10 protein-coding genes, 1 tRNA gene and 1 pseudogene are annotated in these 12471 nt (G+C 71.7%); 8 read left to right on the top strand and 4 right to left on the bottom strand.

Going from position 1 to position 12471, the window contains the following annotated elements; genetic code table 11:
• Window positions 1-59: 59 nt before the first annotated feature.
• The 3 genes from RM609_RS06255 to RM609_RS06265 all read right to left on the bottom strand — a co-directional run bounded on the left by RM609_RS06255 (window position 60) and on the right by RM609_RS06265 (window position 4885).
• Window positions 60-950, bottom strand: a complete 891-nt coding sequence (locus RM609_RS06255) for a coiled-coil domain-containing protein (protein ID WP_311608605.1) — start codon at window positions 948-950, stop codon at window positions 60-62.
• Between the two features lie 186 nt (window positions 951-1136).
• Entirely contained in the window at window positions 1137-3899 is a 2763-nt protein-coding gene (locus tag RM609_RS06260) for an SUKH-4 family immunity protein (RefSeq protein WP_311609130.1), read from the bottom strand.
• 8 nt (window positions 3900-3907) lie between these two features.
• Window positions 3908-4885 carry an SMI1/KNR4 family protein gene (locus tag RM609_RS06265; RefSeq protein ID WP_311608607.1) on the bottom strand — a complete coding sequence of 326 codons (978 nt, stop codon included), beginning with the start codon at window positions 4883-4885 and terminating at the stop codon, window positions 3908-3910.
• 332 nt (window positions 4886-5217) lie between these two features.
• Between RM609_RS06265 and RM609_RS06270 the strand changes: the two genes are divergently transcribed.
• Both RM609_RS06270 and RM609_RS06275 read left to right on the top strand, forming a co-directional pair.
• Window positions 5218-5748, top strand: coding sequence for a YwqJ-related putative deaminase (locus RM609_RS06270; RefSeq protein ID WP_311608609.1), 531 nt, complete (start codon window positions 5218-5220; stop codon window positions 5746-5748).
• Between the two features lie 9 nt (window positions 5749-5757).
• Window positions 5758-6264 carry an SUKH-3 domain-containing protein gene (locus RM609_RS06275; RefSeq protein ID WP_311608610.1) on the top strand — a complete coding sequence of 169 codons (507 nt, stop codon included), beginning with the start codon at window positions 5758-5760 and terminating at the stop codon, window positions 6262-6264.
• Window positions 6265-6289: 25 nt separating this feature from the next.
• Here RM609_RS06275 and RM609_RS06280 read toward each other — a convergent pair whose 3' ends face one another.
• On the bottom strand, window positions 6290-7681 hold the full coding sequence (locus RM609_RS06280; protein ID WP_311608612.1) for a sensor histidine kinase: 1392 nt from the start codon (window positions 7679-7681) through the stop codon (window positions 6290-6292).
• Between the two features lie 108 nt (window positions 7682-7789).
• Between RM609_RS06280 and RM609_RS06285 the strand changes: the two genes are divergently transcribed.
• From RM609_RS06285 to pth, 6 genes and pseudogenes are all read left to right on the top strand, one after another.
• Window positions 7790-8518 (top strand): hypothetical protein, encoded by a 729-nt coding sequence (locus tag RM609_RS06285; protein WP_438828398.1) that lies wholly within the window; start codon window positions 7790-7792, stop codon window positions 8516-8518.
• Between the two features lie 28 nt (window positions 8519-8546).
• Window positions 8547-8619: transfer RNA gene (locus RM609_RS06290), tRNA-Gln, on the top strand.
• A gap of 118 nt (window positions 8620-8737) precedes the next feature.
• Window positions 8738-10195: a bifunctional UDP-N-acetylglucosamine diphosphorylase/glucosamine-1-phosphate N-acetyltransferase GlmU gene (glmU, locus tag RM609_RS06295; protein ID WP_311608614.1), complete on the top strand. Its 1458-nt coding sequence runs from the start codon at window positions 8738-8740 to the stop codon at window positions 10193-10195.
• Between the two features lie 73 nt (window positions 10196-10268).
• Window positions 10269-11246 carry a ribose-phosphate diphosphokinase gene (locus RM609_RS06300; RefSeq protein WP_229356662.1) on the top strand — a complete coding sequence of 326 codons (978 nt, stop codon included), beginning with the start codon at window positions 10269-10271 and terminating at the stop codon, window positions 11244-11246.
• Between the two features lie 209 nt (window positions 11247-11455).
• Window positions 11456-11737, top strand: a pseudogene (locus RM609_RS06305) (50S ribosomal protein L25); the annotation flags it as partial.
• 106 nt (window positions 11738-11843) lie between these two features.
• Complete coding sequence (pth, locus tag RM609_RS06310) at window positions 11844-12434, top strand: aminoacyl-tRNA hydrolase (RefSeq protein WP_311608617.1); 591 nt, start codon at window positions 11844-11846, stop codon at window positions 12432-12434.
• Window positions 12435-12471 lie beyond the last annotated feature (37 nt).

Below are 12471 nucleotides of genomic sequence, written 5' to 3' on the forward strand. Positions count from 1 at the left end.
GCAGCACGCACGACGGCCCCGCCCCCACAAGGAGGCGGGGCCGTCCGCCGTACCGCTCGCTACTCGTTCGCCGCCACGTCCTCGGCCACCGGCTTGCCCGTCAGGGCCGCCAGGCTGTGCCGGACGTGCGCCATGTGCGACTTGAGCTCCTCACGCCGCTCCTCGTGCTCACGCAGCACCCGCTCGGTGTCCCGCGTGATGCGCTCCTCGCGCACCCGCGCCTGCGCGATCACCGCCGCCGCCTGCGCCTCGGCGTCCTCCTGGCCGTGCCGCGCGGCCTCCTCCGTGTCCGCGTACCGGCGCCGCGCCTCACCGAGCGCCGTACGCGCGTACTCCTCCAGCGCCGCCACCCGCGCGTCCATCGCCGCCTCGCGCTCGGCGATCTCCCGCCCAGCCGCGTCCCAGCGCTCCGAGTGCTCCTTCTCCTGCTCGGCCAGGATGTGAGCCGTCCGCTGCCGCATCTCCTTCAACGCGGCCAGCGACTCCTCACGCCGCTCCGTCGTCTCCTGACGCACCGTGGTCCGCAGATCGTCCGCGACGGTCTGCGCTGCCAGCTGCGCCTGCCGCGCCCACTCCTCCGCCTCGCCACGCACCGCCACCGCGTACTCGTGCGCCGACTCCCGCACCGAACGCGCATGGGCCTCCGCCGCCTCGGCGAGCCCCGTCGCCTCGGCCTGGGCACGCTCGCGCAGCCCCGCCGCCTCCAGCTCGGCCGTCGCCACCAGGCCCTGGGCACGCGGACCGAGAGTCTCGTACGTCTGCGGCGGAAGCTTGGCGACGACCTGGGCGAGGTGCCGCACCTCGTCCTCCATCTCCCGCGCCAGGACCGTCAGCCGAGCGGCCCGCTCCCAGGCGGAGTCCCGCTGGCGGGCGCACTCCGCCACCGTGCGGTCGACCTGCTCGGGCCGGTAACCACGGCCTCGGACAACAGCGAAACCGTCAGGAGACACCGGTGAACTCATCCTTGTAGCCCCTTATATCCGGAAATCCGGTATGCGACAGGTCGGCGTCCATCATTCCCGGACAACCCGAGCGCCCATGACACGACACTCCGCGACGCCGGACGCCCGGCCCCGAACCGGGGACCGGGCGCACCACGCCGTCCGGGCACGCCTCACCGACCGCTGGACCGGCCGCTAGAAGAGACCGTCCCACATCTGCTCCAGCAGCACGGCCCACCAGTTCTCCGGCGTGGACAGAGCGGCCGGGTCCAGCGCGGCCAGTTGCTCCTGAAAGTCCACGGTCCAGCGCCCGGCCTGCTCCGGCGTCAGCCCGTAACGCCACCGCCACATCTTCCCGAGCAGCGCCAAAGAGCGAACGAACTGAGGAAGGCTCGTGTTGACGAACTGCGGCGGCACGGGGTGGCCGTCCGGCCCCGCCTCAAGAGGAACGGCCACGATGTGCGCCATACCGTACTGCACACACAACTGACGGCCGAAGTCCCCGCCCATCACCAGGTACGAACCCGCGTCCGCCGCCGGCCGCACACCGCGCTCGGCGGCGAGCTCCGCCAGCGTCGGCACGGGCCGGCCCGGCTGCGCCTGCGCCCAGAAGAACGGCCCGAAGTCGGCCGGCAGCCCCGCCCAGACCAGCGTCTGAGCGACGACCTCCGGCACGCCCTGCCGGGACACGGCCCGCTGATCGAACCGGAACACCCCCTGCGGACCGAACGCCTCCGCCAGCTCCCGCCCGATCACGTCCGGCCCGACCGGCGGCGCCGGCTGGATCGCACCCGGATGCGGCAACGGCACCGGATTCGGCGCGGGCCGCGCGGGACCGTCCGCGACCTGGTGCAGCTCGCCCTGGTGCGCCACGAGATGACGCATGCCCTGCTGACGGGTGGCGTGGTCACGCCCGTACGGGGCGGTGTGACTGACCCGCACCTGCGGCCACGTCTCACGCACCATCCGCGCGCAGTACCCGCCGGGCAGATCACAGGACTCCAGCTCCGTGTGCAGCTCCAGCACCTGCTGCGGCGGCACGTTCATCGCCCGCAGCTCGTGCAGAATCTGCCACTCGGGATGCGGCGTACCGGGCGCGCTGCGCCGGATGATCTGCTGCTCGGACCCGTCCTGGGCACGGTAACGGAGCACGGCCATATAGCCCGGCCCGACGGTGGGGAGGCCGGTGGGGGCGGCTTGCGGGTAGCCGTAGGCGGGGGCGGCACCGGGCGCGGGGGCCTGCGGCGGCTGCGGGGCCGCGCCGGGGAGGCCCGGGGTTCCGGGGCCGGCGAGCATGGTCGCGGCCGCGTGCACACCGCCGCCGGGCGGCTGTGCGGCGCCGGGCCGCCCCGGCGCCTGCGGCGGCACGGCGGGCGCACCGGGTGCGCCGGGCATGCCGGGCGTGCCCGGGCTCGCCAGCATGGTCGCCGCGTGGGCGACCCCACCGGGCCCCTGCGGGGCCCCGGGCTGCGCGGGCGCGCCGGGAACGCCGGGCGGCGCGGGAGGCACGGGCCCCCCGGGGCTCGCCAGCATCGTGGCAGCGGCATGCGCACCCCCACCGGGGCCCTGCGGGGCACCGGCGGGGTCGGCACCGGGGACACCGGGAGCGCCGGGGGCCGGAGGCATCCCGGGCTGGCCGGGGGTTCCGGGGGCCTGCGGGGCGCCGGGGGCCGGAGGCATCCCGGGCCGACCGGGAACGCCCGGAGCACCGGGGATCGGCGGCATGCCGGACGGGCCGGGGGCACCAGGCCCCTGCGGGGCGCTGGGGGCACCGGGAGCGGGCGGCATCCCGGGCCGGCCAGCGGCGCCGGGGCCCTGCGGAGCACCAGCGGCATCCGCACCGGGGGCCGACGGCATCCCGGACGGGCCGGGGCCACCAGGGCCGTGCGCACCCGGGGCCTGACCGGGGGCACCCGGGGCGGGAACGGGCGGGACACCGGCCTGGCCCGGGAAACCCGGGGCGGCCTGCGGAGCGCCGGGCTGCCCGGCGGTGGGAGCCGGCGGCATCCCCGGCTGACCCGGCGCACCCGGAACCGGCGGCACGCCAGGCGCCTGCGCGCCCGGAACACCAGGCGCGGCACCCGGAACCGGCGGCACGCCGGACTGACCGGGGGCACCCGGCACGGGGGCGGGCGGCACGCCAGGCGCACCCGGAACACCAAGCGCAGGCGGCATGCCCGGCGCGTCCAGGCCGTCGATCGCCGGGGCGATCGACGTGCGCGGCAGGGCGCTGCCCTGCGGGAGGAGCTCGGTCTTGGCCTCCGGGCGCGTGCTCGGGGGCGGGGTGTCGTCGAAGTCCGAACCCGAGAGGGCAGGGGCCAGGACCGTGGCAGGCAGGCCGACGGAGAAGTCGTCGTCATCGTCGTCCGGGCGGACGTCCGCCCCCGCCCACGCCTCGGCGGCCGCAGCCGGAGCCGGAGCAGGCTCGGAAGCCGGCTCCTTGACCAGCACAGGCGCAGCCGCAGGCTCGGGCGCCCGCTCAGGCTCAGGCTCGGGCACAGGCTCCGGCTCGGCCTCCGGCCGCGCAGACGCCGACGCAGGCTCAGGCGCCTGCGACGACCCCGACCGCCGATCCGGAATCCCCATCGCGTCCGCCGCGTCCTGAAGCCACTGCGGCGGGCTCAGCAGGAACGACGTCGCCTCCAGGTCGAGCCGCCGCGGCGCGGCATCCCCCGTACCCCCGGCCGGCTGTTCCTCCACCGTCCCGTACTCCTCCTCGTACCGCCGGATCACCTCGCCCACCGGCAGCGCGGGCCACAACGTCGTCTCACCGCTGTCCCGCGCGATGACCAGCCGCACCCGGCCCCCGTCACCCCGGGGACCGTCCTCACGGTCCTCCGCCCAGCAGACGAAGCCCAGATCGAACTCCCGGACCTTCACCTCCCGCTGGAGATAGGCCGGCACATCACCGTTGACCCAGCGCTCCGCGCGCTCCTGCGCCTGCGCGAACGTCACCATTGCGCCGCTCATCCCTCCACCGGGACGGTGTGCGCGAAGCCACCGTCCACCATCAGGTTCGCCACCGTCTCCAGCTCCGGCGGACCACCCGCCAGCCGCGACAGGAACGCGTCGAAGTCCTCACCGCAGGGCAGCAGCAGCCGCTCCACCCGGTCCTGCACCGTCCAGCCGTCACGGTCGCGCGCGTCGTCGTACGGACAGAACCAGACCGAACCGGTCGCCTCGCCCCTGACCTTCACGGCCAGCACACCACCCTGGACGAAGGCGACGCCCAGATAGTCCTTGGTGAAGTGATCGCGCAGACACTTGTTGACGTACACGAGATCGTTGACGGCCGCCTCGTCGCGCACCGTGAAGAACGGCTGGTCGATCAGGAGCCCCAGCTCCGCGTCGAGCGCGGCACCCACCGGCGCACAACCGCCCGCCGCTTTCAGGAACGCCCGGTACGCGCCCGGCAGCCGGTAGCCGAGGTCCTCCTCGACGCCCTGCACCTGCTCCTCCGTCACGGCCAGATCCCGCTTCGGCAGCGCGAAGTGCACCGGACGGGTCTCCTGAAGCGGACGCGTCCCCCGCTTCTCCTGGTCGACGGCGGCCGACGCCAGCCCACCGTGATGCCGCAGCAGCGCCTTGATCTCCACCGGCACCAGCTCCAGCCGGCGGGACCCCGCGACGTGATGCCAGGTCCAGCCGTGCGGCGTCGCCACCGGCGACAGACTCGCCCACAGCTCATGCCCCTCGGCATGCTGCGCGGCATTGGCCGACACATAGTCGGTCAGCCGCAACTCGTCCACACCGAAACCCTCCGGCGGCTCGGCGATCTCCGCGGCCGCCCGGGCATACGCCGAGAAGTCCGGGAAACCGTCGTCGTCGACGCGCACACCCTTGGGATAACGGCTACGACGCACCGGATCCGGGAAGTGCACGACCTGCCCGGCATAGGCCGCGTTCGGTGGCGCGGCCTGCTGCCCGAGCCGACCTGTCGTCATGGCGGAAGCCCCCTGCTGAACTGTGTCTCCCCACAGGACCTACCGACCCCTGCGGGACTGCTGAACACCCCGGCCATGCGGCGGACGCCGGGAACACTCGTGCCCGACAGCCTATGCGCTGCCGCAAGAAGGACCCCGCGCCCATGGCCGCACCCGTATGCGAATGCGTACGAACCCCTTCCGTCGACGACCGGGCCGCGACGACTCGTGACCTCACGGTGACCGTTCGACACACCAGACCCGTACAACACCGACCTGCCTTCCACACCCGCCGCCCCGTTTGGCAGGCTGATCCCCGCAACAGGGGGATTGCACGGGAGGGAAGAACCGCCATGCACACGACTCAGGAACGGCACACCGACGCGAGCACCCCGGGCGACCCCCGGCTCACCTGGAGCTCCACCGAGGACGCCGAGCGGCCGCCCGCCCTGCTCCACCGCCGCGACGGCTTCCTGCCCGCCGTGGCCGCCGCCCTGTCCGTCCGCGGCGAAACACTCACCTGCACCGCGGCCAAATCCGACCAACCACCCAGACTCCACCCCCTCGTCCAGGACTTCCTCGACACCCTCACCCACGAACGCCGCGAACGCTTCACCGGCCGCTGCCCCGAAGCCATACTCCTCACCCGCTACCTCACAGCCCACGAGACCGGCCGCAGCAAACGCGCCGCCCGCAAACCCCTCACCCACGGCGAGGCACGCCGCGCCCTCAAGCAGGCCAAGGTGACCGCCCGCCACATCCGCGAGGACGGCGACCCCCGCCACGGCAGCTACGCCCCGCCCTGCCGCTCCTGCACCGAACTCCTGGCCCACTTCGGCGTACGGGCCGTCGACCCCGCCGCCCCGACCAACGGCAGGAGCTGACCGCCCACCATGCGCGCATTCGACCGCACCGCCGCCACCCGCTTCCCCGTCGCCGTCGACGCCGCCCTGCACGAAGCCGGCTGGAAACCAGGACGCTGGGACATCAAAGCCGCCGAGAACTGGGCCGACGCACTGCGCGCCCACGTCTCCCCCGCCGGACACCGGCACACGGTCTTCCCCGCCGCCGTCGAAGCCTGGGCGGAATTCGGCGGACTGCACATCACCGGCCCCGGACCGGGCCGGCACATCGCCCCCACGCCCTTCCACATCGACCCCCTGCACGGCCTCCACCTCGCCCGCACCGTCGCCGACCTCGGCCGCGCACTCGGCACCGAGGTCTGCCCCCTCGGCCAGGAACTCGACGGCCAGGCCCTCCTCGCCATCGACGCCCACGGCCGCGTCTACAGCCTTGACCACACCGGAGACTGGTACCTCGGTTCCGACATCGACCACGCGATCGGAACACTCGTGACGGGCGTCAGGCCCTCACGCCTCTCGGCGGCGAGCCCGCACTAGCACTCCACGACGCGCGCGGCGCGCGCTACGCCGCCGCCGCGTCCGGAATGACCGCCGACACCCGGAATCCCCCCGCGTCCGTCGGCCCCGACACGAACACCCCGCCCAGCGCCGTCACCCGCTCCCGCATGCCCACCAGGCCATTGCCACCACTCGGCAGCCCCGCGTCCGTACCGCCACCGTCGGACGGACCGTTCTCCACCTGCAAGGCCACCTCCGCGTCCCGGTGCGCCAGCCGCACGACGGCCTTGGCGCCCGGCGCGTGCTTGTGGACGTTCGTCAGAGCCTCCTGCACCACGCGGTAGGCCGTCCGCTCCACACCCGGCGCGTACGAACGCTCCTCGCCCATCACGGACAACTCCACGGCCATCCCGGCATCCCGGGACTGACCCACCAGGTCCTCCAGCCCCTCCAGCGTCGGCCCACCGTCCACGACAGCCGCCACCGGAACACCCGGAACACCCGACACCGCCGAGACCACCGGCACACCCGACGCCGCCCGCGCACGGGCCGACACGGCCGCCGCGACCTCCGCCAACCGCTGCGACTCCGCCGCCCCCGGCCGCTCGGCAGCCGGCGATCCGTCCTGCGACGTCCGCAGCACGCCCAGCATCTCCCGCAGCTCCGTCAGCGCCTGGCGCCCCATGTCACCCACCAGCCCCGCGTTCCGCGAAGCCTTCTCCGGATCCTTCAGCGCCACGGCCTGCAACGCGGCCGCGTGCACGACCATCAACGACACCCGGTGCGCCACCACGTCGTGCATCTCCCGGGCGATCCGGGTCCGCTCCTCGTTACGGGCCCACACCGCCCGCTCCTCCGCCCGGTCGGCCAGCAGCGACAGCTCCCGCTCCAGACCGTCCGCCCGCTCGCGCAGACTCTCCACCAGCCGACGTCTCGCCCCCACGTACAGCCCCATCAGCACCGGGGGCGCGGTCAGCCCCAGCGCCAGCAGCACGGAGATCGCGAGCATCGACCACCAGCCCGGGTGGTAACCGTCCTGGGCCATGTCCTGATGGAACCGGGCGACCGCCACCACCAGCGTGCCCAGCAGCGACGCCGCCGACAGCACGGCGATGATCCGCCGGGGCACCTCGGAGGCCGCCAGCGAGTACAGACCGACGATGCCGAGCAGGAAACCCATCTCGGCCGGAGTCGTCGCTATGGAGATCAGCACCACGGCGACCGGCCAGCGCCGCCGCACCACCAGAGCGGCCCCCACGGGCACGCCTATCAGCCCGCCGAGCTCGGCGGGCATCCCCACCCCGTGCGCGAAGGAGACACCCTCCAGCAGACACTCCAGAGCCGACACCAGAGCCAGCGCCACATCGAGCACCATGCTCCGCCGCCGAGCCCACCACCACGGCCCCGAGGGCGCGCCGCGCGCGCCCTCTTCCACGATTGCCCCCGTTGCGGTCATACCACCCAGACTACGGGCGGGCGCCATCGGTTTTCCCGTGCGCGCGGCAGCACGGAGCGGATCCGAACGAGGGCGAAAGGAGCATGTTTCGCCCGAAACGCTGAATCGATCGCGGATTCGATCCTTCCGGTGCGGCCGGGCGCGGACGCTGACGTCATGGTTCAAGCAAAGACGGACATGCGCGCCCGCGCCCGCGAGCTACGGCTGGCCGGGAAGACGTACGACGAGATCGTCGCCGAGCTGGGTGTGGCGAAGAGCTCGGTGTCGCTGTGGGTGCGGGATCTTCCCAAGCCGCAGAAGACGGCGAAGCAGATGCACGAGATGCGGGAGGCCCGATGGGCCCCGCACAGACGGGCCCAGGCGATCAAGCGGATCGAGACGAAGCTGGAGGCCGCGCACGAGATCGGCCGGATGACCGACCGCGAGCTGTTCCTGATCGGAGTCGGGCTCTATTGGTCCGAAGGCTCCAAAAGCAAGCCACACCGACTCTACGAGCGCGCCACATTCATCAACAGCGATCCCGACATGATCCAGGTCTACCTGGCATGGCTGGCACTGCTCGGCGTGCAGCCCGACCGGATTCAGTACCGCGTGATGATCCACGAGAACGCCGATGTCGCCAGATCCGAGAAGTTCTGGGCGGACCTGGTCGGCGTCGACACCACCGCCCTTAAAAAGACGACTCTCAAGAAGCACAATCCGAAAACGGTCCGCAAGAACGTGGGCGAGGGCTATCACGGCTGCCTGGTCGTCGTCGTCCTGAGAAGCGCCGATCTGTACCGTCGCATCGAAGGCTGGTGGTACGGCATAGTGGTGGGGGTCAAAGCGACGATCTAGGGATCGTCCCTTTCGGCCTGGTTTGCCATCCCCTGTAGTGTAATTGGCAGCACGGCACCCTTTGGAGGTGTTCGGTCTAGGTTCGAGTCCTAGCGGGGGAGCTCAAAGTTCGAATCCTCGGGTCCTGACCTCCCAGGTCAGGACCCGCGCGCGTTTCGACCTTCTTACGCCCCGGTATCCTGCGGATGTCCACCCCCCTCGAAGCCGAAGGGCACACCCGTGAGCGCCAACCGCCCGGCAGCCGTCGTCGTCCTCGCAGCGGGTGAGGGCACCCGCATGAAGTCCACGACCCCCAAGGTCCTCCACGCGATCTCCGGCCGCTCGCTCGTCGGGCACGTCGTCGCCGCCTCCCGCGAGCTCGACCCCGAGCACCTCGTCGTCATCGTCGGCCACGCCCGTGAGCAGGTCTCCGCGCACCTGGCCGAGATCGACCCCGAGGTCCGCACCGCCGTCCAGTACGAGCAGAACGGCACCGGCCACGCCGTGCGCATGGGCCTGGAGGAGCTGTCGAACAGCGGTATCGCCCTCGACGGCACCGTGGTCGTCGTCTGCGGCGACACCCCGCTGCTCACCGGTGAGACCCTGAAGCGCCTCGCGGACACCCACGCCGCCGACGGCAACGCCGTGACCGTGCTCAGCGCCGAGGTGCCCGACTCCACGGGCTACGGCCGCATCGTGCGCGACGCCGCCTCGGGCGCCGTGACCGCGATCGTCGAGCACAAGGACGCCACCGACGAGCAGCGCGCCATCCGTGAGATCAACTCCGGGGTGTTCGCGTTCGACGCCCAGCTGCTGACCGACGCGCTCGGCAAGGTCCGTACGGACAACAGCCAGGGCGAGGAGTACCTGACCGACGTCCTGGGGATCCTGCGCGAGGCCGGCCACCGGGTCGGTGCCGCCGTCGCGGGCGACCACCGGGAGATCCTGGGCATCAACAACCGCGTCCAGCTCGCCGAGGCCCGCAAGCTGCTCAACGAGCGGCTGCTGCACGCCGCGATGATGAGCGGTGTGACGGTCGTGGACCCGGCCTCCACCTGGATCGACGTGACGGTGACCTTCGAGCCGGACTCGCTGGTGCAGCCGGGTACCCAGCTGCTGGGCTCCACCCACCTGGCCTCCGGTGCCGAGGTGGGCCCGAACACGCGGCTGACGGACACCACGGTGGGCGAGGGCGCCCGTGTGGACAACACCGTCGCGGAGTCCGCCGTCATCGGCGAGGGCGCGCTCGTGGGCCCGTACGCGTATCTGCGGCCGGGGACGAAGCTGGGCCGGAAGTCCAAGGCCGGCGCCTACGTCGAGATGAAGAACGCCGAGATCGGCGAGGGGACGAAGGTCCCGCACCTGTCGTATGTCGGCGACGCGACGATCGGCGAGTACACCAACATCGGCGCGGCGAGCGTCTTTGTGAACTACGACGGCGTGGCCAAGCACCACACCACGATCGGCTCGCACTGCCGGACCGGATCGGACAACATGTTTGTGGCTCCGGTCACGATCGGGGACGGCGCGTACACCGCCGCCGGCTCGGTCATCACCAAGGATGTGCCCTCGGGCTCGCTGGCCGTCGCCCGTGGCCAGCAGCGGAATATCGAGGGCTGGGTGGCCCGCAAGCGTCCCGGGAGCGCGGCCGCGCAGGCCGCTTCCGAGGCCCAGCGGGACACCGGCGACGAGCAGTGACCGTGACACCGGCACGCCGCGCGGGGCGTACCGTGATAAGCGCACACAAAGCGACATCCAAGGAGACTGTGCTGTGACCGGGATCAAGACGACCGGCGAGAAGAAGCTGATGCTCTTCTCCGGCCGCGCCCACCCCGAGCTTGCCGAGGAGGTCGCGCACCAGCTGGGCGTCGGCCTGGTCCCGACCAAGGCCTTCGACTTCGCCAACGGTGAGATCTACGTCCGCTTCCAGGAGTCGGCGCGCGGCGCCGACTGCTTCCTGATGCAGAGCCACACGGCTCCCATCAACAAGTGGGTCATGGAGCAGCTGATCATGATCGACGCGCTGAAGCGCGCGTCGGCCCGCAGCATCACCGTGATCCTGCCGTTCTACGGCTATGCCCGTCAGGACAAGAAGCACCGCGGTCGTGAGCCCATCTCGGCCCGTCTGATCGCGGACCTGATGAAGACGGCCGGTGCCGACCGCCTCCTGACGGTCGACCTCCACACCGACCAGATCCAGGGCTTCTTCGACGGCCCGGTGGACCACCTGTTCGCGCTGCCGATCCTGGCGGACTACGTGGGCGCCAAGGTCGACCGCGACAAGCTGACGGTCGTCTCCCCGGACGCCGGTCGTGTGCGTGTCGCCGACCGCTGGTGCGACCGTCTGGGCGCGCCGCTGGCGATCGTCCACAAGCGTCGTGACAAGGACGTCGCCAACCAGGTGACCGTCCACGAGGTCGTGGGTGACGTCAAGGGCCGTGTCTGTGTGCTCGTCGACGACATGATCGACACGGGTGGCACGATCTGTGCCGCCGCCGACGCGCTGTTCGCGCACGGTGCCGAGGACGTCATCGTGACGGCGACGCACGGTGTGCTGTCGGGTCCGGCGGCGGACCGGCTGAAGAACTCCAAGGTGAGCGAGTTCGTCTTCACGAATACGCTGCCGACGCCGAACGAGCTGGAGCTCGACAAGATCACGGTGCTGTCGATCGCGCCGACGATCGCTCGCGCCGTGCGTGAGGTCTTCGAGGACGGTTCGGTCACGAGCCTCTTCGACGAGCTGGGCTGAGTGCTGTAACGATCATGCAGATCCGCTGATGCGCTGATCGGTTGCACTGATCGATTTCTGAGCGGCCTCCCCCGCCGGGTAGACTCCTGGAGTTGCTCGGCGAGGGAGGCCGCACTCATGTGCGGCGGTCCGTTATCGACGCGCTCTTCGTAGCAGGCCTCGTTGGGCCGGGTGACCGTCCGCTTCAGCTGCTACTCGAGGAGTGCACCATGGCCGAGATCAAGCTCGCCGCTGCCGTCCGCACCGACTTCGGCAAGGGCGCCGCCCGCCGTATCCGTCGCGCCGACCAGGTTCCCGCCGTCGTCTACGGCCACGGCTCCGAGCCGCTTCACGTGTCCCTGCCGGGCCACGACCTGATGATGGCCCTGAAGACCCCGGGCGTCGTCCTGTCCCTGGACATCGAGGGCCGCAACGAGGTCGTCGTTCCCAAGCAGGTTCAGCGCGACCCGCTGAAGGGCTTCCTGGAGCACGTCGACCTGCTGGTCGTCAAGGCCTGATTCAGGGCCTGAGCCACGCCCCTCGTGGGTTTGTTTCCTGCCGCCGTCCCGTTCCCTCGCCGGAGCGGGGCGGCGGTTGGCGTATGAAGGAGGTATGCGCATGACGGACGACTCCAGCCCCTGGCTGATCGTGGGCCTCGGCAATCCCGGCCCGGAGTACGCGGGGAACCGCCACAACGTGGGCTTCATGGTCGCGGATCTGCTGGCCGAGCGGATGGGCGGCAGGTTCAAGGCGCACAAGGCGCGGGCGCAGGTCGTCGAGGGCCGGATGGGCCCGCCGGGGCCGGGGAGCCGCCGGGTGGTGATCGCCAAGCCGATGTCGTTCATGAATCTGTCGGGTGGTCCGACGACGGCGCTGCGCGACTTCTACAAGGTGCCGGTGGAGCGGATCGTCGCGGTCCATGACGAGCTGGACATCGATTTCGGGCAGCTGCGGCTGAAGCTCGGTGGCGGTGACAACGGCCACAACGGTCTGAAGTCCATCACCAAGGCGATGGGTGCGGACTACTGCCGGGTGCGGTTCGGGATCGGCCGGCCGCCGGGGCGGATGCAGGTGGCGGACTTCGTCCTCAAGGATTTCTCGTCCACCGAGCGCAAGGAGCTGGCCTTCGAGGTCGACCGTGCGGCGGATGCGGTGGAGACGCTGATCGTGGACGGTCTGGAGCGGGCGCAGGGCACGTACAACTCCTGACCGAAAGGGGTCCTGGGGGGCGGCGGCCCCCCAGGAC

The sequence above is a fragment of the Streptomyces hesseae genome (assembly GCF_031845785.1).
GTDB classification, from domain to species: Bacteria; Actinomycetota; Actinomycetes; order Streptomycetales; family Streptomycetaceae; genus Streptomyces; species Streptomyces hesseae.

Coding starts and splice junctions, on each gene's coding strand:
- RM609_RS06280 (WP_311608612.1), bottom strand. CDS start 7,681: ATGACCGCAACGGGGGCAATCGTGGAAGAGGGCGCGCGCGGCGCGCCC.
- RM609_RS06270 (WP_311608609.1), top strand. CDS start 5,218: ATGCACACGACTCAGGAACGGCACACCGACGCGAGCACCCCGGGCGAC.
- RM609_RS06260 (WP_311609130.1), bottom strand. CDS start 3,899: ATGGTGACGTTCGCGCAGGCGCAGGAGCGCGCGGAGCGCTGGGTCAAC.
- pth (WP_311608617.1), top strand. CDS start 11,844: ATGACGGACGACTCCAGCCCCTGGCTGATCGTGGGCCTCGGCAATCCC.
- RM609_RS06275 (WP_311608610.1), top strand. CDS start 5,758: ATGCGCGCATTCGACCGCACCGCCGCCACCCGCTTCCCCGTCGCCGTC.
- RM609_RS06265 (WP_311608607.1), bottom strand. CDS start 4,885: ATGACGACAGGTCGGCTCGGGCAGCAGGCCGCGCCACCGAACGCGGCC.